Below are 25,327 nucleotides of genomic sequence, written 5' to 3'. Positions count from 1 at the left end.
AGAGTGACGGGTGGAACAGATCACAAATATGGCCACAGCACAGCCACTGAGCTGGTTTGAAAAGCGCTGCCGCAGTCTGGTGTTCAAGGCGCTGGAACAGATCCGTGACGGCAGCCTGCAGCTGGTTGAATCAGAGGGCAGTTTTTATTTTGGTCAAAGCGGCCATGTGCAGCCAGCGGATGAGGTGCTGCACGCCACACTGCTGGTGGATGATGCCAGTCTTTACAAAGATATTGTGCTCGGTGGCAGTATTGGCGCCGCTGAAGCTTTTATTGCGGGGAAGTGGCGCTCACCGGACTTAACGGCACTGATCCGCCTGTTTGCCAGAGCGCAACAGATGACTGATCAGCTGGAACAGCATAAAGGCTGGTGGGGCCGCCTGAAAGACGCCTGGTTTCACCGGGCCAACCGCAATACCAAAACCGGTTCCAAAGCCAATATTCAGGCGCATTATGATTTAGGCAACGAACTGTACAGTCGTTTTCTTGACCCCAGCATGATGTATTCGGCGGCTGTGTACCCGACGGCAGAGGCCAGCCTGGCGCAGGCTCAGCAACACAAGCTGCAGCTGATTTGTCAGAAATTGCAGTTAAGTCCGGCAGACCATCTGCTGGAAATCGGCACTGGCTGGGGAGGCCTGGCCCTGTTTGCAGCACAACATTTTGGCTGTAAGGTCACCACCACCACCATTTCTGAGCAGCAGTATCTGTACGCACAGCAACAAGTGATAGCTGCCGGGTTGCAGGATCGTATTACCCTACTGAAACAGGATTACCGTGATCTGACTGGGCAGTACGACAAGCTGGTGTCCATTGAGATGATTGAAGCCGTAGGAGAGGAATTTATGCCGGGCTTCTTTTCTCAATGCAACAGCCTGCTGAAACCCGGTGGCAAAATGCTGCTCCAGTCCATCACCATTGCCGACCAGCGGTTTGCGTATTACCGCGACAATGTCGACTTTATTCAGCGTTATATCTTTCCAGGGGGCTTTTTGCCCTCGGTAACTGAGCTGGCCAAAGCCTGCACGGCACACAGCAACATGGTGATTGAGGGGCTGCAGGATATAGGCCTGGATTACGCCCGCACCCTGGCGGACTGGCGCAGCAATTTTCTGGCAAACTGGTCTGAGTTACCGGCCTTTGGTTACGATGAGCGCTTTAAACGGCTCTGGCTTTATTACCTGGCCTATTGTGAAGGTGGTTTTCTCGAGCGCGCCACCAGCACAGTGCAGCTGGTGCTGCGCAAAGCCTGAACTGCGCTTTAAGCCGTCGTCAGGTGACGCAGCGCTGTTGCCAGGATCTCCATGGCTGCTTTGACTTTGGCCGGTTGAGACTGGCGGCTGCTGAATGGGCGTTACTGAGTACGCACACCGGACGCTAAATCCATAGTGCATTTGGCGTCGCCTTCATGGACCAGGTAAAAGCCGGCGCTGGGTGATAACCCCAATGCCAGGCCCAGTTCCTGCTGCCAGTTTTGCCTGTGTTGCTGCAGTTGTGGGCTGCGGATAGCCAGCGCAAAACGAGCCCTGGTATCCTCTATCAGGGCCTGACTGCTGCCGGGAGACAGTGCCAGGTAGTTGTAAGAGCAGCCAAGCTTGAGCACAGGTTTGAGTTTTTGTCCGGCAGGGCTGTGATTCCTTAACACCTGTTCTTCCAGTTCGGTCGACAACCAAAGCTGAGCCCGGTCTCTGGCCAGCATTTGCATGCCTTGCTCATAATCACCAACAGTTTCCAGTGCCACACCTTGTTCTTGCAGCCATTCGCTCAGCCAGCCCGCTCTCAGACCAACAATCAGCAACTTGCGGCTTTTTAAATGCTCAAGGCTGAGCAAGGGTTTGAAACCAGGCTCGGCACTGTACAGCCAGTGCTCCCGGCGCGATACCGGTCCGATAAAATGAAAGCCTTGCTGCTGACGCAGGGCCGTTTTACCCATGGTAAACAGCAGCACATTGGGTGTATGCAAGGCGGTGTGTAAAGCGCGGGGCCAGGGCATCAGTTCAACTGCCGCCGGCAACTGTTGTGGGTACATGGTATGCAGCAAATCAATGGTCAGGCCTGTCACTAACTGATGATTCAGATAGTTGTAAGGCCGTTTTTCGGACGTCAGCAACCGCTCCGGCACTGCAGAAGCCAGGCTTTGCAGCGCACAGAGAAAACCGATCAATACTAAGCTGTACTTCATCGCACAAAATTCACGGAGGCAGATGCCTTCATAGTAGCAAAATCACCGCTTATACCGCTATCCGGCGCTGCAAATCTGCGTTTTGTCTCAGGCGCTACGGTCTTTAGGCCATGGTAGCGTTACCAAAAAAAGCAAAAAGCTAACGTATTTTGGCAACTTCCTGCAGCGGTTTCCGCCACTACAATCAATGGCGGTCATTGCTGAACTGAGCCTCTGTAAGGGCTTACATTTGGTGGTGCCGCAGGCTCCAGGTAAAACCGGCGCACGCTATAAATACAAGCCGGCAAGCCTGGTAGTTGGTTGACTTAGCCAGCACAAATCAATAGGGATGGTACGAGAATGACAAATCAACGCAGGTTCACCCAAACTGCAGTAGCCAGAGCGTTATCTGTGTTACTCGGTGGTTCAGTGGTGACTCCGGTAATAGCACAACAGGCAAACACATCAGACACTCAGCAAGTCGAAGTTATCCAGGTGAAAGGCATACGCTCCAGTATGCAGGCTGCTACCGCCATTAAAAAAGAATCCATCGGGGTGGTGGACGCGATTTCCGCCGAAGACATAGGGAAATTCCCGGACACCAACCTGGCTGAATCCTTGCAGCGTATTACAGGGGTGTCGATCAGCCGCACCAATGGTGAAGGTGCTGAAGTCACAGTGCGTGGTTTTGGTGGTGACAACAATATGGTCACCTTAAACGGCCGCACCATGCCGGCGGCAACGACCTACGGTGCGGGTTCTGGTGCAGATGGCACCACCCGTGGCGGCAGTGCCCGGGCTTTTGACTTTTCCAACCTGGCCTCTGAAAGTATCAGCGGTGTGGAAGTATACAAAACCAGTAAAGCCAATATTGCCACCGGCGGTATGGGGGCAACCCTGAATATCAAAACGGCCCGTCCGCTGGAAAGCGATCAGGATGTGGCCAGCATAGGTGTGAAGGCTGCGCACGACACCACCAACAGAACCGGCGATGATGTCACGCCGGAAATCTCGGGTATTTTCAGTACTGTGACCGAAGACGATACGTTTGGTGTCAGTCTGTCTGCCAGCCATCAGCAGCGGGATTCAGGGTACACAGGGGCCACAGTCAATGACTGGCAGGTTTCTTATTGGGACGATATTGCCGATTTGGACCGCACCTGGAATAACGTCAATACCCAGGTGATCAACGCACCTTCACAGGGGCAGCTCTATGCCCGGCCCAACGATATTCGTTACGCCTTTTCCAACACAGAACGTGAACGTGACAATGCTCAGCTGACTTTGCAGTACCGGCCTAAAGAAAACTTTACCGTCACGGCAGACTACACCTTTGCGGAAAACAATCTGGCTGAACACCGCGGTGAAGTGACCAACTGGATGCAAAACGGCAGCAACACCAAAGTGGTGGAGTTTGACAATAACATTGTGAAAACCCCTGTCTATGTGCAGGAAACTTACAATGGCGCTGTGGACGAAGGTTATGAGCAGCAATGGCGCGAACAGACCAACACCTTAAAATCTGCCGGTCTGAACCTGGATTATGACATCAATGATGATCTCAGCCTGACGCTGGATGCGCATGATTCCAGTATGTTCAGCCGCGGCACAGGCCCACGCAACTCGGGTGAGCTGGCGGTTGGTTTAGGGGCGCCTATTGTCACCTCGCGTGAATGGTTCTGGGGCGCCGATTTGCCCACGTACCTCAATGTGTACGACGACACAGTGCCAGGCAAAGGCGCCAATGCCAATGGCATGGTCGACGCCGGTGATGTGGGTTCATCCATTGCCCGTATCCGCAATGCCAGCCAGCGCAGTGACATTACCCAAATCAAACTGGATGGCCGTTACCTGCTGGATGACGGGCATTTTGACTTTGGTATTGAAGCCCGCAATATGGAATCCCGCTCTATGCAAACGGCGGGTAACAATATAGCGCTGGGCAACTGGAACGTCGGTAACCCAGGCGAATTCGGTGATCTAATTCAGCCATTTGATCTGCCAGGTGAGTTTGACGATTACAGCGCTTTGGCTGGTGGTTATGGTTTTATCGCCGACCCCCGCGCTTTGTATGAAGCCGCGCTGGGTCTGTACCCAGGTATTCCGACCGCGTCAGAAACCAGTTTGTCCTTTGACAATATTGTGCAGGAAGACACCAGAGCGGCTTACTTCCAGGTATTTCTGCAAGGTGAAATTGGCAAAATGCCTTTTGATGTGTTGACCGGTTTACGTTATGAAGAAACCAAAACCGAGTCCAGCTCGCTGGTCAGCAGAGTCTACTTCCAGTGGGAAGACAACAACGACATCGTGTCTTATGTCGACGGCAGTGTGCCGGCGGCACCGTTCAGTGCCAATAACAAGTACGATTACCTGTTGCCAAGCCTGGATTTAACCTTGCACCTGTCGGATGAATTAATCAGCCGTTTCTCCTTCAGTAAAACCCTGGCCCGCGCTGGTTTAGGCAGCCTGGGGGTATCGGCGTCCAACTTTGGTGGCGGTGGTGGTTCCACCTTGTTTGGTGCGCAGCCGACAGCCAATGCGTCCAATCCAGGGTTGTTGCCACTGGAATCGTCCAACTACGACTTGTCGCTGGAGTATTACTACAAAGACGACAGTTATGCCGCTGTTGGCCTGTTCCAGAAAGACGTCATTAACTTTATCGGCAGCCGTCAGGTTGACCAGCCATTATTGGGGATTCAGGATGTCACTGCCGGTCCTCGCGCTTTGGCTGCGGTAGAAGACCTGCGAGCGGGTGGTTACCCGGTTGATGACACTTACCTCTATGCCATGATGGTCTTTAACGAATACCGCACTCATCCGGACATGATTGCAGAGTACGGCAGCAACCCTCAGTTTACCGGCAGTGCCGCTCAAATCGATTTCCTGGCCAACCATGCTGGCTTTGATTTGCGTGCCAATGCTGATGACCCAGAGGTGGTGTTCCGGACCAGCACACCGGATAACAACAGATCGGCGAAGATTTATGGGGCAGAGCTTGCGATGCAGCATTTCTTCGGCGACAGTGGTTTTGGTGTGCAGGCCAACTACACCATAGTGCGTGGTGATGTCGGCTTTGATGTGGCCGCAGACCCCAGCCAGTCGCAGTTTGCGTTGGTGGGCTTGAGTGACACCGCTAACCTGGTGGGTATTTATGAAAACGCTGGCTGGCAGGCCCGTCTGGCCTGGAACTGGCGGGATAAATACCTGGCGGAGGTCAACAAAGGTGGCTCTAACAACCCACGCTTTGAAGAAGCGTACTGGCAAATCGACGCCAGCATCAGCTACGCCTTTAATGAGAAGCTGACGGTGTCTTTTGAAGGCCTGAACCTGACCGGCGAAGACAGCCGCTCTCATGCCCGTAACGAAGCGATGATGTGGTATCTGACCGATCTGGATGCCCGTTATCAGATTGGTATGAGGTATAGTTTCTAACCTGGTCGGTCTGTAGTGAGCGAAGCTGCGTCATCAGGCGCAGCTTCGCTTTGACCTTTTTGGCAGTAACAGGACGAAATGTATGCACAGGCATGTATTACTGAATAATCTCGACCATCAGGATCTTCGCGTTCTGCCGCGTTTTTCTGCCGCTTTTGGCGACAACCAGGCCGTAGTGCCCGTTTATCCTTCTGAATTTCTGCAATTGCAAAAAGAATACCCAATTTTATTCCGCCAGCAGGACGGTGTGTTTTATGCCACAGCCTTGCTGGGGTTTGCGCCCGGTGAAAACCTTTACCTGAATGAGTCGCTGGCATCCGGCTGGGATGCCAGAGTGGTACCGGCCAGCCTTGAAAAAGGCCCCTTTCTGATTGGTTTTCAGCGCCAGCAGGGCGATGCACAGCCGACACCGGTGATCCATATTGATCCCGCGCACCCTAAAGTCAGTACAGAGCAGGGCCAGCCATTGTTTTTACCTCAGGGCGGCCACAGCGCCTATCTGGAGCATATGATTGATCTGCTGCAGCGTCTGCATCTGGGGCATCAGAGGCAACCGGATTTTTTTGCCGCTATTGAGCCTTTGGGCTTGCTGCGGCCCGTCAGCATTGAGTTCAGTCTGGACAATGGTGAAAAATACCGTCTGCTCGGCAACTACTGCATTGATCAGCAGCGGCTGGCCCAGTTAACAGGGAGTGAGCTGGCCGCATTAAACCAAACCGGTCTCCTGGCGTTGCTGTTTGCCCAGGTCAGCTCCATGAGCAATATTCAAGTGCTGATTGAACGCAAAAACCGGCAAAGTTCAGCGCCACAGACAGTGCGGGTTGCCGGATGAGTGCGTCGCCAGAGGTCGTTGCCGTGCGGCAGGTGCAATGCGACCCCGGCCAGGTGCCGGTCGATTTATTGGACGGCCAGGGCCCGGTACTGATCAAAGGTCTGCTGAGCCACTGGCCTTTGCTGCAGGCTGGCCAGCACAGCGCAGCTTCGGTGGCCGATTACCTGCTGACCCATTACAACGGCCGCACGACCCAGGTCTATTATGGCGAGCCGGGGCTGAATGGCCGCTACTTTTACAATGACGATTACACGGCATTAAACTTTGAAGCCCGTATTGGCAGGGTGGATGACGTACTGCACCAACTGTTGCAGTGGCAGCAGGAACCACAACCGCCATCGCTTTATATCGCCTCCAACCTGATCCAAAGTCATTTTCCGCTGTTGCTGCAACAAAACCAGCTGGACTGGCCAAAACAAGCCTTGCCGTATCCGACAGAAGCAGAGCGGATCAGCTTGTGGCTGGGCAACCGTTCATTGGCGGCCTGTCATTATGACTCGTCCGACAACCTGGCGTGCGTTATTGCCGGCAAGCGCCGTTTTACCTTGTTCCCGCCTGAGCAAATTGCCAATTTATACCCTGGGCCGCTTGAGCCCACACCGGGCGGGCAGGTGATTAGTCTGGTTGATGTTGCCAATCCGGACCTGCAGAAATTCCCCAACTTTGCAAAAGCACAGGCGGTAGCACAGGTGGTGGAGCTGGAGCCTGGTGACGCTTTGTATTTACCGGCCATGTGGTGGCATCAGGTCGAGGCACTGGGGTCCTTTAATGTGCTGCTTAATTACTGGTGGAGTGAGGCACCGCGTTACACAGGCGCAGGTTCCAACCTGCTGTACCACGCCTTGTTGACGTTAAAAGATAAACCCGTGCATGAACGCCGCGCCTGGCGCGCCATTCTCGACTATTACATTTTTGAACCAGAGCAGTCGGTAGCGCATTTGCCTGACGCTGCGCAGGGGCTGCTGGGTGGGCTGGACGAGCAAAAAGCCCGCCAGTTGCGCGCTATGTTGCTGCAACGCTTGAACCGATAAGCCAATCAATTGACAGGGATTTACACCATGCAAAACAAAGTAAAAAAAGTGGTGGTTGCAGGAGGTGGCACTGCCGGCTGGGTGGCGGCCGCAGCGCTGTCTAAACGCCTTCAGGGCCAGATTGAGCTGGTGCTGGTGGAGTCGGAAGACATAGGCACTGTGGGGGTTGGCGAGTCCACCATTCCGCCTGTCACTTTGTTTCATAATCTGCTGGGCATCGACGAGCAGGACTTTATGCGGGCGACTGACGCCACCTTTAAACTGGGCATCTCCTTTGAACACTGGGGAGCGCAGGGCGACCGTTATATTCACCCCTTTGGCACCACAGGCCGCGGCAGTTTTCTGGCTGATTTTCAGCATTATTACCTGCATGGCAAAACTTTGGGGGAGGACGCGCCATTCTCGGATTATTGTTACGAGCTGCAGGCCGCGCTGGCGCATAAGTTTGCCAAAAGCAGCCAGGGCGGCCTGAGCTACGCCTATCATCTGGACGCAGGCCGTTATGCCCGTTTTTTACGTCAGTTCAGTGAGGCCTTGGGCGCCAGTCGTATTGAAGGCAAAATTCAGCAGGTCGAGCAGCACCCCAATGGCGACATCAGTGCGTTAGTGCTGGCCGACGGCCAGCGCATTGATGGCGATTTATTTATCGACTGCACCGGCTTTCGTGCTCTGCTGATTGAACAGACGTTAAACACCGGTTTTGAACGCTGGGACCACTGGTTGCCCTGCAACAAAGCCGTGGTGGTGCAAACTGAGTCTGCAGCAACACTGCCGCCTTACACCAGAGCCATGGCCCATCAGGCCGGTTGGCAGTGGCGTATTCCGCTGCAAAGCCGGGTGGGCAATGGACTGGTGTATGCGGCTGATTACCTGTCGGATGAACAGGCCCGCCAGCAGTTGCTGGGGAATCTGGAAACCGCCCCTTTGATGGAGCCTCGGGTGTTGAGTTACCAGACCGGGCGGCGTAAAAAGTTCTGGCACCGCAACTGTGTGGCGCTCGGCTTGTCCAGTGGTTTTATTGAACCGCTGGAATCGACCAGCATTTACCTCTTTATGAATGGTGTCATTCGGTTATTGCGGCTGTTTCCATTTGCTGGTGTGACTGACGCTCTGGCCGGGGAATACAACCAGCAGTCCATTCGGGAGCTGGAGAAAATCCGCGACTTTATTATTTTGCATTACCATCAGACTGAACGCAGTGACAGCGCGTTCTGGAATTATTGCCGTACCATGTCGATTCCTGACAGCCTGGCGCATCGTATGGAATTGTTCCGTGACAGTGCTTTGGCCTTTCAAACCGGTGATGAAATGTTCCGGCTGGAATCCTGGACTCATGTAATGTTGGGTCAGCGGTTGGAGCCCAAGAGTTACCATCAGCTGGTGGCCAGCGTGCCGGAAGCCGAGATGAAAGCGCATCTGCAGCAAATCCGCAGCAGTATTCGTCGGGCGGTGGAACCTTTGCCGTCGCATCAGGACTTTATCCGTGCTTATTGTGCATCCGGCATTGCCTGCCCGTCGAAGATGATGGCCGGCGCATGTTAGGCCTGGCACCGTCCATGCAGCTCAAGGTACTGCCGCTGGGTCAGGAGCAGCAGCCGGTGCTGGTGGTGGATCATTTTTCTGCCCGGCCAGACCTGTGGGTGCAGGACGCCTGCAAACAAAGTTTTGTGGCCAATTCACCTTATTACCCTGGCGTGCGGGCGCTGGCACCAGAAGCCTACCGTCAGCGTTTTTTGCACAGCCTGCAAAGCACAATTTGCAAGGTGTTCGCGTTGCCATCGGAAAAACTGAGCTTTTCAGTCTGTCATTATTCCCTGGTGACCACTGCACCAGACCAGCTGAAGTTATTGCAGCGTATTCCGCATTTTGATACCACCGACCCCCATGCGCTGGCGGCAGTGCATTATCTGTTTCAGGGCAACCAGGGGGGCACGGCTTTTTACCGGCACCGCAAAACTGGCTTTGAGACCATTGATGAAAGCCGAACCCAGCTTTATTACCGCTCACTGGAAAGTGAAAACTCCGGCCCAGACATTCCTGGGACTGACGCGGGTTATATTCAGGGCGATACCCCACTGTTCTGCCAGCTGGGCGCAGTGGAGGGCTGTTTTAACCGTCTGGTGGTGTACCGCCGCACCTTGCTGCACAGCGCCCAAATAGGGCCAGACACCTGCTTATCAGCCGACCCTCGACAGGGACGGCTGACCATCAGCAGTTTTATTGATTGCCAGCCGTAAAGCAGCACCGCAGGCCACAGAGCAGTGTATTGTAGTGGCGTAGCTTGCTGCGCCACTTTTGCAGTTGAATGCTTACAAATCCACTTTGGCTTCAAAGGAGCTGGCGGGTAAGCCCAGGCCGTTGTAAAGAACGGCATCCGGGTTATCGGCCCAGCCGTAGCGCACCGACACTGGCTCAGACACTTCAGGGGAAGACAACAGTAACTGGTCGCCTTGTTGCTGCACCCTGGCCCAGACATAACGACCGTCTTTGCCGGCAATGGCAAAGGCCTGGTCACTGTGTGGCCCTTTCAGCACCAGGCCTTGGTCGGTAAAGTGAAAACTCAGCAGCAAGTGCTGACCTTTTGTTTTCACCGAGGCAATTTCCGGTCCGCGATACCCCAAGGGCTCCTGGTAAGCCACAGCGCGGGCAGCCAGCGCCAGACGTTGCCCTAAAGTACGTTTATCCACCGGGTGAATATCATTCCATTCGCCGGTATCCAGCGCCACCACCATGGCGGTGTGCGGTACCCGCTGTGTCAGGCGCTGCGCTTCACGCAGGCCTGCCCAACTGCTGTCTGTTGGTGTGGTGGTTTTCTCTAAAAAATTGGCCAGCTGCACATACAAAAACGGCAAATCCGGTTGCTGCCAGGCGCGGCGCCAGACGTGAATCATCTGTTCAAAACGTTGTTGGTACTGAGCACAAGCCCCCACATTGGACTCCCCCTGGTACCAGATCACCCCTTTGACCGGCAGCCAGGTTAAAGGCGCAGTCAGGCCGTTATAAAGCCCCAGCGGTTTCCAGCGGATAAAGGTATCGCCAGGCAGGGGGGAGGCGCTGGCGCCCAACTGCATTTTCCAGCTTTTACCAAGAGGCAGTTGCTGCTGATCGGTACCTATCCAATACGGCTTGTCCGGCATCAGGCCGGTTTTGCCTTGGGTGGAGGTAATACGGACCGCTAACAGGTTGGTTCCAGCCTTCAGTAAACCGGCCGGAATGTCGTAACGCCGTGGCGGATACTGATAAGTGGTTTCGGCAATTTTCTGGCCGTTTAAATAGGCTTCGTCGGCGTCCACTATGCTGCCAAGACGCAATACGGTGGCCCGTTTGGCCTGTTCAGCGGTTAATTCAATGCGCTGGCGTAACCACCAGACCCCGGTAAAAGCCTGGGGTAAAAAGCCAGGCAGCTCAATAGTTTTCCAGCCGGAGTCATTCAATTCTGGCTGATACCAGGGGGTTGGGGCCTGCAGCCCTTGATCGCGGGCCGCTAAATCACCATACCAGGCCTGGTTTTTCGCCGCATCCGCGGCGGTTACTTCGGCGATATAACCATCGTTTTTAAATTTTTTTGCTTCGGCCAGTGCCTCCGGGTAGGCCTGTAGTGCTTCTTCGCTCAGCCAGGCTTCCACCGGCGAACCGCCCAACGCGTTATTTAAGATACCAAGGGGCACCTTCATTTGTTGCTGCAGGTCGCGGGCAAAGTAATAGGCTAACGCAGAAAAATGCTGAATATCGGCGGCTGTAGCCTGCATCCAGCGGCCATCACTCAGATCCGTTTGGGGGGCTTTAAAGTTGTAGTGTTGCGGCACGCTGAACTGGCGGATCAGCGGAAAATGGGCAGCAGCCAGATCGGCCGGGTAAGCCTCGGCCAGCCGCGCCATTGGCATCTCCATATTGGACTGGCCCGATGCCACCCAGACGTCACCAAAATACAGGTCGTTCACCTGCACTTCATTCTGGCCTTTGACTCTGAGCTGATGCGGGCCGCCAGCGCTTTGAGCGGGCAGCTGGATTTGCCAGCGGCCAAGGCGGGTCACGGCTTTGCCAATCAGCTGGTTATTCAGATACAGCTCCACCGCTTCGCCATCACTGCCGTAACCCCAAAGCGGGATGCTTTTATCGCGTTGCAATACGGCGCCATCACTGATCAGGCGAGGCAGTTTCACTTCAGCCATCAGCTGGCCTGATACAACAGCAAGAACGAACAAGAGGATACGCATTGGAAGCAGCCCTGAGATGGTTTTTTCCCAGCCTACTGTGCATCTGCTCAGTCGCAAAGTGGGGTGCCAGTAAAGGTGAAGCCGATAATAAAAAACATAAGGCAAAACAATCTTAGTGTAGTTTTCATGGCGGCTGGTCATAGGTTAATGCCATAGGTGCCGGGCCTTTTCAATGCCGTGGTGACAACTCAATTTTTCTGGGATGCCAAACAGAACAGGCTCGCTTTTTCAGCACAAAGCGAGCCTGTTACCTCAATGCGACTGGATAGCTTTTGCTGCTTTTACAATAACTTCAGCAACATCTGCCGGAGCTGACGCCATTGGAACGTGTCCGGTAGCTAAAGTTGTCGTAGTGGCTTTAATTTTCTTGGCTAAAGCGCGCTGTGCATCAGGGTGGATCATCCGATCCTTGTCCGCAACAATGTACCAGCTCGGTTTGGTGGTCCAGGCGGCTGCAGAAACTTTTTGTTCAAAGTTGGCAACACGAACAGGGCCCTGCGTGGCCGCAATCAGGTTCGCCTCTTGGGCCGTGACATCCTGGGCAAAATCACTGGCAATAGCATGCGCAGGCAATGAAATAAAACCATCCGGACTTTGAATAAACTGAGCTACACCAGGTGGAGTTGGGAAAGGCTGCAAATCTTCGACAGAGGTCTGGCCTAAAGAAGGCGCAAAAGCCGCCACATAAACCAGGGCTTTTACTTTATCGTTGTCACCTGCCTGGGTAATAACAGTTCCTGCCCATGAGTGACCAACCAATACGACAGGCCCAGTCTGCGCATCGATCGCACGTTTAGCGGCCGTGACATCATCTTCCAGAGAAGTGAGCGGGTTCTGCACAGCAACAACATTTAAACCTTTTTCCTGCAAAAGTGGGATCACTTTGTTCCATGACGATCCATCTGCAAAAGCCCCGTGTACCATCACGACTGTGGTTTTATCCTGAGCTTCAGTTGTTGCAGCCGCAGAGCTGAACGTGACTAGAGTGGCCGCTAGTACCACAGCTGCTGTCAGTCGGTTGAGAACAATTTTCATGAGATGACTCCAATGTAAGTTAGTCTAATATAATTTATTTCGATAATAAGTATCGCGATACATAATGTGATTTGTTGGGTTTTGCTGTCAAGGATTTTCTTATCGTGATAAAATTTTATGTAGTATCTATTTTTGAGGTGTTTAAGTATGACCACAGATGCCTTGTATCCTCTGGATAGTCAGCTCTGCTTTTCTGTGTACGGGCTCTCTATTGCGATCAATCGCACTTACAAACCTCTGCTGGATAAGTTGGGTCTGACCTATCCGCAATATCTGGTGATGAGTGCTTTGTGGGAAGACGATGGCCTGACTGTCAGTGGTATAGGTGTCCGGCTGTCTCTTGAATCCAGTACTATTACTCCGCTGGTGAAGAGGCTGGAAGTCATGGGCTTGGTCCTAAGAAGACGGGGTACCCAGGATGAACGTCAGGTATTTGTTGATCTCACTGCAACTGGGCGCGCAGTCCGCGAGAAAACGGGCTGTCTGGCTAAAGCCCTGGCCGTCCATTCGGGAATGGAGCCGTCAGAGCTGGAAAACTTAAACAATCAGGTTTGCAAGTTAAGAGATGCTTTATCCGAAGCCCTGCTTTGACCGTTTTATCCTTCAACAAGCAGGGGATAGCGATGCATACAGATAGAATCAGTGAGGTGGTTTCGGCTTTGGCATGTTGAGGCGATAAAGTGGTCAGCACAAAGCATAATGCGCTTATCAGCTTTCAGAATTGTCGCGCTGCCTGGCTTGGGTATGCTGCAACACATTGTGTTTAAACGAGTATGCCCGGATGAAAATTACCTCTGCCCGCGTGATTGTCTGTAGCCCTGGCCGCAATTTTGTCACCTTAATCATTGAGACGGACCAGGGACTGACCGGTATTGGCGATGCCACTCTCAATGGCCGTGAACTGGCTGTCGCCAGTTACCTGACTGACCATATGATCCCTTGCCTGATTGGCAAAGACGCCTCGCAGATTGAAGATATCTGGCAGTTTTTTTACCGCGGTGCCTACTGGCGTCGCGGTCCTGTGGGGATGACGGCGCTGGCTGCTGTGGATATGGCGTTGTGGGACATCAAGGCCAAGGCAGCCGGCATGCCGCTCTATCAGTTATTGGGCGGGCGCAGCCGCTCCAGAGTTATGGTGTATGGCCATGCCAATGGCAAGGACATCGACGACACGGTCGAGGCGGTGCTGCGTTACAAAGAACAGGGCTATGTGGCCATTCGCGCGCAATCTGGTGTGCCGGGTCTGGCCTCGACTTACGGCGTGTCGAAAGACAAACTCTTCTACGAGCCGGCCGATGCCGACCTGCCGACGGAAAACCTCTGGTCCACCACCAAGTACCTGAATCATGTGCCGAAGTTATTTGCCAAAGTGCGCGACGCAGTGGGGGATGATATTCACCTGCTGCACGACGTGCACCACCGCCTGACACCTATAGAGGCCGCCCGGCTGGGCAAAGAGCTGGAGCCGTTTAAACTGTTCTGGCTGGAGGATGCGGTGACGGCCGAGTTGCAGGAAGGCTTCCGGCTGATCCGCCGGCACACCACCACGCCATTGGCGGTGGGGGAGGTGTTTTCGTCCATTTATGACTGCCAGCAGCTGATTAGCGAGCAGCTGATTGATTACATCCGCACCACCCTGGTGCATGGTGGTGGTATTACCCACTTGCGCCGTATTGCTGCTTTGGCCGAGTTGTACCATGTACGCACAGGCTTTCACGGCGCTACCGATTTATCGCCTGTCACTATGGGCGCGGCACTGCATTTCGACACCTGGGTGCCGAACTTCGGCATTCAGGAATACATGCGTCACACCGAAGCCACCGACGAAGTCTTTCCACACGACTACCACTTTGACACTGGTTTCCTGCACTGTGGTGAAACCCCGGGCCATGGGGTCACTATTGACGAGAAACTGGCGGCTAAATACCCCTACCAACGCGCTTACCTGCCGGTGAACCGGCTGGAAGATGGCACCTTGTTTAATTGGTAGTTTTGCGCGTTTCTGCAAACTTATGGGCGACGTCAAGTCGCCTTTTTCATAGCTCTATGGCTGCTGGAAAAACTTGAAACAGCAGCTCACGTTCTCCTGCAACTATACTTCTAACCTTTATTGCAGGATGCAATCTGTATCACTTGGTGGTATAGTTTTGAAAGGCGAGGACGCTATGCAGACCTATAAATCAAAATGGTTTAGTAAATGGGCTGAGCAAGAAGGGCTGACGGACTGCGATCTATACAATGCGGTGCAAGAAATTACAGCAGGACTGATGGATGCTGACCTCGGCGGCCATGTGATAAAAAAGCGGGTTGGGCTGCGAAGACAAGGTAAAAGGGGCGGGGCCCGCACTTTGCTAGCCGTTAAGCATGGTGACAAAGCCTTTTTTATCTTTGGTTGTGCAAAGAGCCAGCAAGACAATATCAGCCGAAAAGAACTGAACGCTTTAAAGTTATTGGCAAAAAATTTATTGGCTTACACTGCCGTGGAGTTAAATCGCGCCATACAAGCTGGCGAGCTTATAGAGGTGAAAATCGATGAGTAACAGCATCTTAGATGCAGTACACCAAACAGCTCAAGGGTTAAACAAGGCTGGCGTGATGGACGTGCAAACCATGCGCAAGTTCGATGCGCTCTGTTTGCCAGAGGTTGAGCATTTCGATGCCGCCCGCATCAAAGCCATCCGAGAAAGTGCCCGCGTCAGTCAGGCCGTATTTGCAGCCTACTTAAATACCAGCCCATCCACAGTGCGCGCCTGGGAGCAAGGCGGCAAAAGCCCCAAAGGTGCTTCGTTAAAGCTGCTGAATTTAGTGGCGCATAAGGGGCTGGGGGTTTTGGTGTATTAGATGCATCTCAAAGTTACAGCGACTAGTGGATTTTGGAACGAATCAGCTGATTCAGTTCCCAAACTGACTTTGATATCTCTTTAATGCTGAAAGGTTCACCTCTGAAAACATAAATAAAAGAGTAAGGATCGAAGAATCGCATGATGCTCTTTTCCTCAATACCGCCAAATGTCTTCCCCTGCGGTCCTATGGTGGCATCAGCAAACATAGTTGCGTTACTACCTTCTCTCCAGTTGTCTAGCCGCTCATCAAAGTGTTCTAAGTGATCCCATAATCTCCGATCGGCAACCACATGATGTTCGGTGAGCCCTAGATAGCTCCTTAAGTATTCAGCTCGATCTTTTGATTTCCCCTTTTTGTTTGGATGCCATAACAAGCGAGACACATTACTTGTATGTGTTAACAAGCTATGTAAGTTTCTGAAAACTTCATTTTGCAAAAATTGAGATGCATCGACTCTGTTTGCGTTGGGTAATTGTTTCAAAAAATGCATTACGCCATCGTTCGCTTGCAGGGCTGGTTGGCATTGAAAAGATATTTCACTTAGATAAATTTTTAGATGAAATTCGTTCATTTGTGTATTCATGGAATTGAATCACCTTTTTTAACTGATGTTTACGATAAATCATCATTTTGCAAATGACGTTTGCGATGTTGAGTATACATAGGCATAAGGGGAGTGATTAGGCTGAAATTTCAGCAATCAGCTCCCGGTGACTGCGTAGTGAGCGATATAAAAGTGAGCGCGGGAGGCGCGAACGGGCGAACGCAGTAGTCTCCGGGGGGCTGGGTTGCCTACCACTGTTTTTGTTCTGGAATTCCGCCAGAGGTTTGCTTACCGGCGAATTGGCTGTTGTCGATTAACCTTCTATCCAAACCAATATGCAGATTAAAACAAAAGGCGCACCAAGGTACGCCCCTGCCGTCATTTTGGGGCGCGGATTATGAACAAAATTGCATCCCACAGTTTCACGAACCTCTAATCCCGATAGGGCTGGATGGTGCGTATGCGGCCATCGGCTTCGTGCACCAGTTCGGTCATTTTCACAGAGCGCAGGTGCGTGACGCCTCCCGACAAAATGCTGTCGTGGTAAAACAGGTACCACTTGCCTTCGAACTGGCAAATGGAGTGGTGGGTGGTCCAGCCAATCACCGGCTCCAGGATGCGGCCCTGGTAGGTAAAAGGTCCGTACGGGTTGTCGCCTGTGGCGTAGCATAAGAAGTGGGTGTCGCCGGTGGAGTAAGAAAAGTAGTAGGTCCCGTTGTATTTATGCAGCCAGCTGGCTTCAAAAAAACGCCGGTCGTGGTCACCGGCCAGCAGTGGCTGGCCGTTGGTGTCCAGAATTTGCACTTCACGGGGGGCTTCAGCAAACTGCAGCATATCGTCGGAAAGACGCGCGACCCGGGGGCCCAGCGCCGGTTCACCGGCTGCAGGCTCCTGATAGGCGGCACTGTAGCTGTTGTGGCGGTAGCTTTGCAGCTGGCCACCCCAAATACCCCCAAAGTACAGGTAATAAGCGCCGTCATCGTCGGCAAAGACTGCCGGGTCTATCGAATAACTGCCTTCAATGGCCTGCGCTTCTGGCTTGAACGGGCCATAAGGGGTGTTGGCTGTGGCCACGCCAATGCGGAACAAGCCATCCGGTGCCTTGGCTGGAAAATAAAAAAAATAGCTGTCGCCTTTTTTCGCCGCGTCCGGCGCCCACATTTGCCGCTCAGCCCAGGGCACATCCGCCACATGCAAGGCCACACCGTGATCCGTGGCGGTGCCACCAGGCCGGTCCAGCGACAACACATGGTAGTCTTCCATACCAAAGTGGTCGCCATTGTCATTAAAGGGGATGCCTGCCTCAATGTCGTGTGACGGGTAAATATAAATGGTGCCGTCAAATACATGGGCGGACGGGTCCGCTGTGTAGATATGCTCCACCAAAGGCTGGGAAATGGCTTTGGCTTTTAACTCTTGATAGTTGGGTTCAGTCATCACTACTCCGCTTCGCTGACACCAGCTGCAATGCGGCGGCTTTGCAATTCCCGCTCAATTTGCAGCTCTTTTTGTTTGTTAATTTCGAACAGACACATCACCCCCACCGCCAGTAAAAACGGCAAGGCGGCGTAAAGGCTGACGGCGGTTTTAATACCTTCGGCGGTTTCGACTGTCTGCTGTGGCAGGTGAGTGTCATAGCCCAGGCTGGCCAGAATGGCTGCAACCAAAGCACCACCAATACTCAGGCCCAGCTTCAGGCCAAAAATCATCGCTGAGAAAATAATGGCGGTGGCCCGGCGGTGATTTTTCCACTCCGAAAAGTCCGCCACGTCGGCAATCATGGCCCATAGCAGTGGAATGGTGATGCCGTAGAAAAAACCGTGCAGAATTTGCGACAAAAACACCAGGCCAATAGCGTCCGCAGGAATGACATAAAACGCCAGTACAAACAGTGTGGCTACCAACAATGCCGCAGCAAACACATTGCGTTTGCCAAAGCGGTCAGCCAGCGGTTTGGAGAAGCCAATACCGAAAATCATACAGATAATGCCACCGGCATTAAACAGGCTAAAACCTGAGGTAGCCGCGTCTTCCGGCCAGCTGAAATTGGTCAGGCCCAGTGCATTTAAGCTTTGGTTTAACCCGGCAATAAAGTGGTTAAAACCAATGTCCTGTAAAAACAGCGCTATCTGCTGCTGGTCCAGATAATGCTCAAAATAATAAATGTAGGTGCCACCTTTCAGCGCCAGCGTAATAAACACCAGAATGGTCACGGCAAGCATCACAGCCCAGGGTTTGTTATGCAATAAGTCGGCAATGTCCTGGCGGATGCTGCCCTCTTTTTCGCAGCTTTTCACCCGCTCTTTGGTGGTGATAAAGGTGATCAGGAAAAACACAATGCCGACCCAGGCAAACAGCGTCATGGTTTTTTCAAAGCCGACGGCTTTGTCGCCATCGCCCATCAGCAGTACTAAAGGCAGTAGCAGCGCCTGAATAATAAACTGCGCCACCATCACAGCGACAAAACGGTAACTCGACAAACTGTTGCGCTCGGCCATATTACCGGTCAGCACGCCACTCAGCGCCGAGTAGGGCAGGTTATTGGCCGAATACACCAACACCAGCAGTACATAAGTGACAAAGGCATACACCAGTTTGCCATCCGGGCCAAAATCCGGCGTGCTGAAGGCTGCAAGCGCAATCACGCCAAAGGGCACTGCGGTCCAGAGTACCCAGGGGCGAAATTTACCAAAGCGGGTGTGGGTGCGGTCGGCAATCATGCCCATTATTGGGTTAAAGCAGGCGCCTAGTAAGCCACCGACAAAAATAATGCTGGCGGCCGCATCGGGCGGGATCTGATACACGTCGGTGTAAAAGAACGCCAGAAAGGTCATTAATGTCTGGAAGATCAGGTTGGCCGCCAGGTCGCCCAGGCTATAGCCGATTTTTTCGGTCACACTGAGTCGGGCACTGGTTTGTGGCATCGCCGGGCTTCCATTGGCAGAAAGGCTGTTGTTGCGGGTGAGAGTCGTCATACCTGTTGATTCATCTTTATGTTTTTTATGGCCTTACCATACTAGGTCTCTTGTTGTTTTGGGCTAACGGAATGTACAGAGCCAATTATTTTTTTTCATCGCCGCTGCCAAATTCCGTAATGGCGACAGCAGCAAAAGCTATACAGCAATCAGGAGTGGCCAGCTAGGCTATATCAGATAAAAAGCTTCAGGAACAAACAGATGCAGCAGTTTCAGCTGAAAAATGCACTCGGCGATCAGCTTCAGGTGTTGTCGTATGGCGCGACCTTGCAGCACTGGTCTGCCCGGTTGGGGAGCCAGCAGCGGGAGCTGATTTTGTCGTATCCACATGCGGAGCAGTACCAGAAAGACAGTTGTTATTTGGGGGCTGTAGCCGGGCCTTATGCCAACCGTATCGGTCGGTCGTCGTTTAAGCTGGAGCAGCAGCGTTATCAGCTGGAAGCCAACGAAGGCCAGCACCATTTGCACGGTGGCAGCCAGGGGCTGCATTGCCAGCACTGGCAGCTGAAAAAGCAGTACCAGGATGCAGTCGAACTGGTCTGCAGCAGGCCGGACGGCCTGGGGGGGTACCCCGGGCCTGTGCATTTCAGCCTGTTGTATCAGTTAACGCCCGATGGGGCGCTGGCGGCGACTTTTCAGGCCAAGACTGAACGGGTTACCTTGGTGGGGCCGACCTTGCACCCCTATTTTAATCTGGCGGCTGTGCCAGAGGGGAGAGCGAAGGCGGGCATTGATGCTCATCAGTTGCAGCTCAAAGCCGCCCATTATGCGGTGGTGGATAACGAATGCATTCCAACCGGCGAGCTGGCCAAAGTGCAGGGCACTGCTTTTGATTTTCAACAGCCGCGTCTGCTTGCCGGGGCTGTACTGGACCATAACTTTGTGGTGGCCGGTGATGTACGCCAGGCCTCAGCCGAACTGACCAGCCCGGACGGCCAGCTGAAACTGCGGGTCAGCTCCGATTACCCTGGCTTGCAGGTGTATACAGGCGAGCATTTAGCGGCGCCTTTTCAGGCCCGGCAAGGCATTTGCCTGGAGCCGCAGTTTTTTCCGGATTCGCCGAATCAGCCTTGTTTCCCTTTCCATTATACCCGCCCGGACCAAGCCTTTCGCGCCCAGATCCGTTATCAGCTGGAGCGGTAAGAGCCGCTGCAATTGGTCTGAACCAGACTGGTATTGTTAGCCCCTTGAGAGAGCCATTGTACTTGAGGCTGCAGCTTTGCGGCCTTCGCCATCTTGCCCCAGTCAGCCAGGCTGGCGATGCTCCTGGGGGGCCGCGACGTGTCGCCGCCCTGCAACTTCATGTTTCTTCGGTATATACTCCGCTGTACCCTTGATTTTCGGCGATAAAAAGGAGTTTTGTGATGAAGAACATGTGGCTGGTCATGGTTCTGTGCTGGGTTGCCGGTTGCGGCTCGTATAACCCCAATAAAACTGGTTATGAGAATCTGCAAAGAAATCATGAAGAGGAATGCCGTAAGGCACCTCCGGCCCAGTATCAGGACTGCATGAAAAATCAGGGCATGAGCTACGAAGACTACGAAAAGTTGCGTCAGGAAGCCTTGCAGCAGTAGCTGCCTTGCATAAGGCCACCCATAAAAAAGCCCGGCAAAAGCCGGGCAATACGTACCTCTACGAACATTACAGGACAAGGGTTCGGTTTAGCTGAACAGCACCAGGTTGACCTGGTTTTCCAGCAATTCCTGACGGCCACTGACGGGCTTCGGATCCAGTTGCTGCTGTTGGGTCAGCGCAGCCAGGCTTTCCAGTGATTGCTTGCCAGCCAGAATGCTTTGGCCTAAATCTGCATTCCAACCGGCGTAACGCTGCTGTTTGGCAGTGGCTAAAAAGTCATTTTCCACCAGGGCGGCGGCTTTTTTCAGCGCCAGCGCCAGATGATCCATACCACCGATATGGCCATGGAATAAATCGTAACGGTCCACGCTCTGGCGGCGCAGTTTGGCGTCGAAGTTAAAACCGCCCGTGCTGAAACCACCGGCTTTGAGAATTTCGTACATCACCAGGCTCAGTTCTTCCACACTGTTCGGAAACTGGTCGGTGTCCCAGCCGTTTTGTGCATCACCGCGGTTGGCGTCAATGCTGCCGAAAATATCCAGCGAAATGGCGGTGGCTACTTCATGGTGGAACGAATGACCGGCCAGTGTGGCGTGGTTGGCTTCGATATTGACCTTAAACTCTTTTTCCAGGCCGTATTGCTTCAAAAAGCCATACACAGTGGCCGAGTCATAATCGTACTGGTGTTTGGTTGGTTCCTGCGGCTTCGGCTCAATTAACAAGGTGCCGGTAAAGCCAATTTTATGTTTGTGCTCTACCACCATTTGCATAAAGCGGCCTAACTGCTCACGCTCATGGCGCAGGTCCGTGTTCAGCAGGGTTTCATAACCTTCACGGCCACCCCAGAGCACATAATTCTCACCGCCCAAACGTTTGGTGGCGTTCATTGCATGAAACACTTGCGTGGCGCCATAGCTGAACACTTCCGGATTCGGGTTGCTGGCGCCGCCTGCGGCATAACGCGGGTTAGAGAACAGGTTGGCGGTGCCCCACAGCAGTTTCACACCGGTTTCGGCTTGTTTTTGCTCCAGGACATCGACCATGGCGGCGAAGTTATTCACGTATTCCTGAATGGTACGGCCTTCCGGTGCCACATCCACGTCGTGAAAACAGTAATAAGGAATGGTCAGTTTGCTGAAAAACTCAAAGGCCACGTCGGCTTTGAATTTGGCCATTTCCATTGGGTCTCCGGCTTCCAGCCAGGGACGGCCAAAGGTGCCCTGACCAAACACATCCTGGCCGTTCCAGCAGAAGTTATGCCAGTAGCAGGCAGCCATCCGTAAATGTTCAGCCATGGTTTTACCCAGCACTTTTTCGCTGGCATTGTAATGTTTAAACGCCAGAGGGTTGCTGCTTTGCGCCCCTTCAAAGGCAATTTTCTGAAGTTGATCGAAATACTGAGCCACGCTGCTCTCCTGTTACTACGGCTTGTGATAAAGACAATGGCGTTAGTGTGGGTAGGGTTGCGGCTCCGGACAATTATGTTTTTTCAGAGCCAGTTTGTGCTTTTGCTTAAGGGGGCAAAAGTCTGCACTCAGGTACTACCCAGGTCATTGAAATGACAGGGAGGCGACAGGCCCGTCAGACCCCAGCAGCATAGTGACACTAGGTGACTGGGGTGTGAGGGCGCAGTCAACACAGCTGCAGCTTCAAGTCTGGCGGCTATTAAAACAGCGGCGAAACTGCGTGATACAACGCCATAAAACGCTGGTAGCGGCTGGTAAGCAGAGCATGGCGCTGTGCGTCTGGCTGATGCGTACTGACGACTGGCGGAGGTGGGCAGATAGCCGCCAACGGCTGGTCCGGGTTCATCGCCAGCTGCGCCAGCCGGGCAGCGCCCAAAGCTGGGCCTACTTCGCCACTTTCGCGGAAGGTCAGGGTTTTATTCAGCACATCGGCCAGTAACTGTCGCCAGTACGGACTGCGGGCACCGCCGCCAATCAGGTTGATTTCGTCCGGCACCAGGCCAGAATCGTGCAGCGCATCGGCCCCTTGTGCCAGGGCAAAGCTGACACCTTCCAGTACCGCATAGGTCATGGCGCGTTGGTCGGTGTTATGGGTGAGGCCAAACCAGAGCCCTTGGGCATTGGGGTTATTGTGTGGCGTGCGTTCGCCCGACAGATAAGGTAAAAACAGGGGGGCATCCGTGATTGGATCTGGCCCTTGTTCCAGCTGCTGCAGCAAGTCGGCGACCGGGGTTTTTACAATCTGTTCGGCGTACCACTGCAGGCAGCTGGCGGCACTTAAGGTAACAGCCATTAAATGCCAGCTGTCAGGCAACGCATGGCAAAAAGCATGCACAGCAGACTGCGGATTGGCTTTAAAGCCGTCACAGACGGCAAAATACACCCCTGACGTACCCAGTGACAACATGGCCTGACCGGGCCGGACTAAACCCGCCCCTACCGCACCGGCGGCATTATCGCCTCCACCGGCCACCAGTGGCACCTGCGGCATACCCCAGCGGCTGGCCAGCTCGGCCTTTAGCTGGCCGGTGATCTGGTTGCCTTCAAATAAAGCGGGCATCTGCGAGCGGTTCAGGCCACAGGCTTGTAGCAGTTCATCACTCCAGTCGCGTTTGCCGACGTCCAGCCATAAGGTGCCGGCAGAGTCCGACATATCTGACGCGTAATGGCCCGACAGGCAATAACGTAAATAGTCTTTGGGCAAGAGCACCATTGCCACCCGGGCAAACTGCTCTGGTTCATTCTGGTGCAGCCACAGCAGTTTTGGCGCGGTAAACCCCGGCATTGCTAAATTACCGGTCAGTGCATGCAATTGCGAAATTTCGTTTTCCATTTGCTGGCACTGGGTGAAGGATCGTCCATCGTTCCACAGAATGGCCGGGCGTATCGGCTGACCTTCAGGGTCCAGCAAGGTGGCGCCATGCATCTGGCCGGCCAGACCTATAGCTTTGACATCGGCCAGGCACTGTTTGGTTGCCAGTTCGTCCAGGCATTTTTGCAGTGCAAGCCACCAGTGTTCCGGGTTTTGCTCAGACCAGAGCGGTTGTGGCCGGCTGACCTGCAACTCAGCGCTGGCGCTGTCGGTGACTTTACCTTGTTCGTTGAGCACTATCACTTTAATGCCGGATGTGCCTAAATCTATGCCTAAATAACTCATGGGATGCCTTCTGTGTTGCGGCCGAATTGTGGATTCATCCTTGGTGACAGAGTGATGAAGCGGCAATTATGAAAATTCACTTTTCTGTGCTGAATTATGTTTTTTCGTTTCAGAAAAGCAGGGAACCGATCTAAGATTGAACAGATTTGATACAAGTTGGTGCATCAGAGAGGTGGCTTTGGACGACAGGGGCGAAGCTATTTCTGGTAGTCGCTACACCAAAACTAAAAAAACAACAATGGTGAAATCATGTTCAAAGCCAAACACAGCATCACACTGCTGTTTAACGCCAATAAAGTCTATGACCGTCAGGTGATTGAAGGCATAGGCCACTATCTGCAATCCTCCAAAGTCGACTGGGATATCTATCTGGAAGAAGATTTTTCCTGCCGGCTGGAACACATCCACGAATGGGGCGGTGACGGTATTATTGCCGACTTTGACGATATCAATATTCAGCAGGCGCTGGCGCTCTGGAATAAACCTGTGGTCGGCGTAGGCGGCTCTTATGCCAATGCGGAGGATTACCCGGCTGTGCCTTATGTGGCGACCAATAATTTTGCGCTGGTCGAAGCTGCTTATGAGCATTTAAAACGCAAGGGGCTGGACAGCTTTGCCTTTTATTCGGTGCCGGTAGACGACAACCACCGCTGGGCCCGAGAGCGGGAAAACGCCGTGCGGAAACTGACAGCTCAGGATGGTTTTGACTGCCAGATTTATCAGGGCCACTGCACCCGGCCTGAAACCTGGCAATACGCGATGAACAGGTTGACCGACTGGGTACAAAGCCTGCCCAAGCCAGTCGGCATTATAGCGGTGACTGACTCCAGAGCCCGGCATTTGCTGCAGGCCTGTGAGCATCTGGGCATTATTGTGCCGGATCAGGTGTCTATTATCGGCATTGATGATGACGACATAGCCCGTTTCTTAAGCCGCATCAGTTTAAGTTCAGTCACTCAGGGCTGTTTTGAAATGGGTTATCAGGCGGCCAAGCTGCTGCATACCCAGCTGAACAATATAGATGTCGGCAAAAAGCGCACCCTGGTGGCCCCTGTCGGTGTCGCGTCCCGCCAGTCCACCGACTACAAAGCGCTGCGTGATCCTTATGTGATCCAGGCCATGCATTACATTCGCCGCAACGCCAGCCGGGGAGTCAAAGTGGAGCAGGTGACGGACTATGTCGGTATTTCCCGCTCCAATCTGGAGCAGCGTTTCCGTGCCGAGCGTGGCCACTCTATTCATACGGAGCTGCACAACCAAAAACTGACCCGGGCCTGTAAAATGCTGCTGGAAACTCAGGTCAGCCCGACTGAAATTGCCAATATCTGTGGTTATCCGTCACTGCAATATATGTATGCCGTGTTTAAACGCCACTTCGGTCAGACACCCAAAGAGTTCCGCGAAGGTCAGGGTGCTGCGGTCAATGCGATGGCTGTCAACGAATAAGTCAGACGCCTTCCCCACACCACCCCGGCCAGCCAGGCGGGGTGGTTTTTGGCCTTTGTACCCAAGCCAGTGAGGCCGCAGGAGTATAGGTAACCTGTGTGACTGGGGCGAAA

21 protein-coding genes are annotated in these 25,327 nt (G+C 53.4%); 13 read left to right on the top strand and 8 right to left on the bottom strand.

Annotation, left to right across the window (positions count from 1 at the left end; all coding sequences use genetic code 11):
* Positions 1-10: 10 nt before the first annotated feature.
* Positions 11-1,252 (top strand): cyclopropane-fatty-acyl-phospholipid synthase family protein, encoded by a 1,242-nt coding sequence (locus WKJ04_RS12990; protein WP_337880795.1) that lies wholly within the window; start codon positions 11-13, stop codon positions 1,250-1,252.
* A gap of 101 nt (positions 1,253-1,353) precedes the next feature.
* On the opposite strand, the gene WKJ04_RS12985 is transcribed toward WKJ04_RS12990, so the two are convergent.
* The gene (locus WKJ04_RS12985) at positions 1,354-2,181 is read right to left on the bottom strand and encodes a hypothetical protein (RefSeq protein ID WP_337880794.1); all 828 of its coding nucleotides are present in this window, start codon (positions 2,179-2,181) and stop codon (positions 1,354-1,356) included.
* Positions 2,182-2,520: 339 nt separating this feature from the next.
* Between WKJ04_RS12985 and WKJ04_RS12980 the strand changes: the two genes are divergently transcribed.
* The 5 genes from WKJ04_RS12980 to WKJ04_RS12960 all read left to right on the top strand — a co-directional run bounded on the left by WKJ04_RS12980 (position 2,521) and on the right by WKJ04_RS12960 (position 9,692).
* Positions 2,521-5,592 carry a TonB-dependent receptor gene (locus WKJ04_RS12980; protein WP_337880793.1) on the top strand — a complete coding sequence of 1,024 codons (3,072 nt, stop codon included), beginning with the start codon at positions 2,521-2,523 and terminating at the stop codon, positions 5,590-5,592.
* An 82-nt stretch (positions 5,593-5,674) separates the two neighbouring features.
* On the top strand, positions 5,675-6,424 hold the full coding sequence (locus WKJ04_RS12975) for a SapC family protein (RefSeq protein WP_337880792.1): 750 nt from the start codon (positions 5,675-5,677) through the stop codon (positions 6,422-6,424).
* Positions 6,421-7,455, top strand: a complete 1,035-nt coding sequence (locus WKJ04_RS12970) for a cupin-like domain-containing protein (RefSeq protein WP_337880791.1) — start codon at positions 6,421-6,423, stop codon at positions 7,453-7,455. Before WKJ04_RS12975 ends, WKJ04_RS12970 begins: the two co-directional genes overlap by 4 nt.
* A gap of 27 nt (positions 7,456-7,482) precedes the next feature.
* The gene (locus tag WKJ04_RS12965; RefSeq protein ID WP_337880790.1) at positions 7,483-8,997 is read left to right on the top strand and encodes a tryptophan halogenase family protein; all 1,515 of its coding nucleotides are present in this window, start codon (positions 7,483-7,485) and stop codon (positions 8,995-8,997) included.
* Positions 8,991-9,692: a DUF6445 family protein gene (locus tag WKJ04_RS12960; protein ID WP_337880789.1), complete on the top strand. Its 702-nt coding sequence runs from the start codon at positions 8,991-8,993 to the stop codon at positions 9,690-9,692. Before WKJ04_RS12965 ends, WKJ04_RS12960 begins: the two co-directional genes overlap by 7 nt.
* Before the next feature lie 72 nt (positions 9,693-9,764).
* Here WKJ04_RS12960 and WKJ04_RS12955 read toward each other — a convergent pair whose 3' ends face one another.
* On the bottom strand, positions 9,765-11,672 hold the full coding sequence (locus WKJ04_RS12955) for a sialate O-acetylesterase (RefSeq protein WP_337880788.1): 1,908 nt from the start codon (positions 11,670-11,672) through the stop codon (positions 9,765-9,767).
* Positions 11,673-11,924: 252 nt separating this feature from the next.
* Positions 11,925-12,596 carry an alpha/beta hydrolase gene (locus tag WKJ04_RS12950; protein ID WP_337880808.1) on the bottom strand — a complete coding sequence of 224 codons (672 nt, stop codon included), beginning with the start codon at positions 12,594-12,596 and terminating at the stop codon, positions 11,925-11,927.
* Positions 12,597-12,854: 258 nt separating this feature from the next.
* On the opposite strand from WKJ04_RS12950, the gene WKJ04_RS12945 reads away from it, so the two are divergent.
* The 4 genes from WKJ04_RS12945 (at position 12,855) to WKJ04_RS12930 (ending at position 15,548) form a co-directional block, all read left to right on the top strand.
* On the top strand, positions 12,855-13,298 hold the full coding sequence (locus WKJ04_RS12945) for a MarR family transcriptional regulator (RefSeq protein WP_337880787.1): 444 nt from the start codon (positions 12,855-12,857) through the stop codon (positions 13,296-13,298).
* 190 nt (positions 13,299-13,488) lie between these two features.
* A complete protein-coding gene (gene manD, locus WKJ04_RS12940) occupies positions 13,489-14,697 on the top strand; it encodes a D-mannonate dehydratase ManD (protein WP_337880786.1) in 1,209 nt (402 codons plus the stop codon).
* Between the two features lie 73 nt (positions 14,698-14,770).
* The gene (locus WKJ04_RS12935; protein WP_337880785.1) at positions 14,771-15,247 is read left to right on the top strand and encodes a type II toxin-antitoxin system RelE/ParE family toxin; all 477 of its coding nucleotides are present in this window, start codon (positions 14,771-14,773) and stop codon (positions 15,245-15,247) included.
* Positions 15,240-15,548: a DNA-binding transcriptional regulator gene (locus tag WKJ04_RS12930; RefSeq protein ID WP_337880784.1), complete on the top strand. Its 309-nt coding sequence runs from the start codon at positions 15,240-15,242 to the stop codon at positions 15,546-15,548. Before WKJ04_RS12935 ends, WKJ04_RS12930 begins: the two co-directional genes overlap by 8 nt.
* Before the next feature lie 22 nt (positions 15,549-15,570).
* Here WKJ04_RS12930 and WKJ04_RS12925 read toward each other — a convergent pair whose 3' ends face one another.
* From WKJ04_RS12925 to WKJ04_RS12915, 3 genes are all read right to left on the bottom strand, one after another.
* Positions 15,571-16,134, bottom strand: a complete 564-nt coding sequence (locus WKJ04_RS12925) for a hypothetical protein (RefSeq protein ID WP_337880783.1) — start codon at positions 16,132-16,134, stop codon at positions 15,571-15,573.
* A 393-nt stretch (positions 16,135-16,527) separates the two neighbouring features.
* The gene (locus WKJ04_RS12920; protein WP_337880782.1) at positions 16,528-17,532 is read right to left on the bottom strand and encodes a glycoside hydrolase family 43 protein; all 1,005 of its coding nucleotides are present in this window, start codon (positions 17,530-17,532) and stop codon (positions 16,528-16,530) included.
* 2 nt (positions 17,533-17,534) lie between these two features.
* Entirely contained in the window at positions 17,535-19,070 is a 1,536-nt protein-coding gene (locus WKJ04_RS12915) for an MFS transporter (RefSeq protein ID WP_337880781.1), read from the bottom strand.
* Between the two features lie 177 nt (positions 19,071-19,247).
* On the opposite strand from WKJ04_RS12915, the gene WKJ04_RS12910 reads away from it, so the two are divergent.
* A complete protein-coding gene (locus WKJ04_RS12910) occupies positions 19,248-20,213 on the top strand; it encodes an aldose epimerase family protein (protein WP_337880807.1) in 966 nt (321 codons plus the stop codon).
* Between the two features lie 221 nt (positions 20,214-20,434).
* Positions 20,435-20,644 carry a hypothetical protein gene (locus WKJ04_RS12905; RefSeq protein WP_337880780.1) on the top strand — a complete coding sequence of 70 codons (210 nt, stop codon included), beginning with the start codon at positions 20,435-20,437 and terminating at the stop codon, positions 20,642-20,644.
* An 87-nt stretch (positions 20,645-20,731) separates the two neighbouring features.
* Here WKJ04_RS12905 and xylA read toward each other — a convergent pair whose 3' ends face one another.
* Together xylA and xylB are read right to left on the bottom strand one after the other, a co-directional pair.
* Complete coding sequence (gene xylA, locus WKJ04_RS12900; protein WP_337880779.1) at positions 20,732-22,051, bottom strand: xylose isomerase; 1,320 nt, start codon at positions 22,049-22,051, stop codon at positions 20,732-20,734.
* A 259-nt stretch (positions 22,052-22,310) separates the two neighbouring features.
* Positions 22,311-23,768, bottom strand: coding sequence for a xylulokinase (xylB, locus tag WKJ04_RS12895; protein ID WP_337880778.1), 1,458 nt, complete (start codon positions 23,766-23,768; stop codon positions 22,311-22,313).
* A 249-nt stretch (positions 23,769-24,017) separates the two neighbouring features.
* Between xylB and WKJ04_RS12890 the strand changes: the two genes are divergently transcribed.
* On the top strand, positions 24,018-25,214 hold the full coding sequence (locus tag WKJ04_RS12890) for a DNA-binding transcriptional regulator (protein ID WP_337880777.1): 1,197 nt from the start codon (positions 24,018-24,020) through the stop codon (positions 25,212-25,214).
* The last annotated feature ends 113 nt before the right edge of the window (positions 25,215-25,327 follow it).

The organism is Rheinheimera sp. (assembly GCF_037442345.1).
In the GTDB taxonomy this organism is placed as follows: Bacteria; Pseudomonadota; Gammaproteobacteria; order Enterobacterales; family Alteromonadaceae; genus Pararheinheimera.
Note: the sequence above shows the minus strand (reverse complement) of the source record. Positions and strands in the feature narration are given on the sequence as shown.

What these genes read in the sequence shown, in the direction of transcription:
- WKJ04_RS12950 (WP_337880808.1), bottom strand. Translation starts at nt 12,596, where the DNA reads ATGGTACACGGGGCTTTTGCAGATGGATCGTCATGGAACAAAGTGATC.
- WKJ04_RS12970 (WP_337880791.1), top strand. Translation starts at nt 6,421, where the DNA reads ATGAGTGCGTCGCCAGAGGTCGTTGCCGTGCGGCAGGTGCAATGCGAC.
- WKJ04_RS12960 (WP_337880789.1), top strand. Translation starts at nt 8,991, where the DNA reads ATGTTAGGCCTGGCACCGTCCATGCAGCTCAAGGTACTGCCGCTGGGT.
- WKJ04_RS12965 (WP_337880790.1), top strand. Translation starts at nt 7,483, where the DNA reads ATGCAAAACAAAGTAAAAAAAGTGGTGGTTGCAGGAGGTGGCACTGCC.
- manD (WP_337880786.1), top strand. Translation starts at nt 13,489, where the DNA reads ATGAAAATTACCTCTGCCCGCGTGATTGTCTGTAGCCCTGGCCGCAAT.
- WKJ04_RS12905 (WP_337880780.1), top strand. Translation starts at nt 20,435, where the DNA reads ATGAAGAACATGTGGCTGGTCATGGTTCTGTGCTGGGTTGCCGGTTGC.
- WKJ04_RS12980 (WP_337880793.1), top strand. Translation starts at nt 2,521, where the DNA reads ATGACAAATCAACGCAGGTTCACCCAAACTGCAGTAGCCAGAGCGTTA.
- WKJ04_RS12925 (WP_337880783.1), bottom strand. Translation starts at nt 16,134, where the DNA reads ATGAATACACAAATGAACGAATTTCATCTAAAAATTTATCTAAGTGAA.
- WKJ04_RS12890 (WP_337880777.1), top strand. Translation starts at nt 24,018, where the DNA reads ATGTTCAAAGCCAAACACAGCATCACACTGCTGTTTAACGCCAATAAA.
- WKJ04_RS12930 (WP_337880784.1), top strand. Translation starts at nt 15,240, where the DNA reads ATGAGTAACAGCATCTTAGATGCAGTACACCAAACAGCTCAAGGGTTA.
- WKJ04_RS12955 (WP_337880788.1), bottom strand. Translation starts at nt 11,672, where the DNA reads ATGCGTATCCTCTTGTTCGTTCTTGCTGTTGTATCAGGCCAGCTGATG.
- WKJ04_RS12975 (WP_337880792.1), top strand. Translation starts at nt 5,675, where the DNA reads ATGCACAGGCATGTATTACTGAATAATCTCGACCATCAGGATCTTCGC.
- WKJ04_RS12920 (WP_337880782.1), bottom strand. Translation starts at nt 17,532, where the DNA reads ATGACTGAACCCAACTATCAAGAGTTAAAAGCCAAAGCCATTTCCCAG.
- xylB (WP_337880778.1), bottom strand. Translation starts at nt 23,768, where the DNA reads ATGAGTTATTTAGGCATAGATTTAGGCACATCCGGCATTAAAGTGATA.
- WKJ04_RS12915 (WP_337880781.1), bottom strand. Translation starts at nt 19,070, where the DNA reads ATGACGACTCTCACCCGCAACAACAGCCTTTCTGCCAATGGAAGCCCG.
- WKJ04_RS12945 (WP_337880787.1), top strand. Translation starts at nt 12,855, where the DNA reads ATGACCACAGATGCCTTGTATCCTCTGGATAGTCAGCTCTGCTTTTCT.
- WKJ04_RS12985 (WP_337880794.1), bottom strand. Translation starts at nt 2,181, where the DNA reads ATGAAGTACAGCTTAGTATTGATCGGTTTTCTCTGTGCGCTGCAAAGC.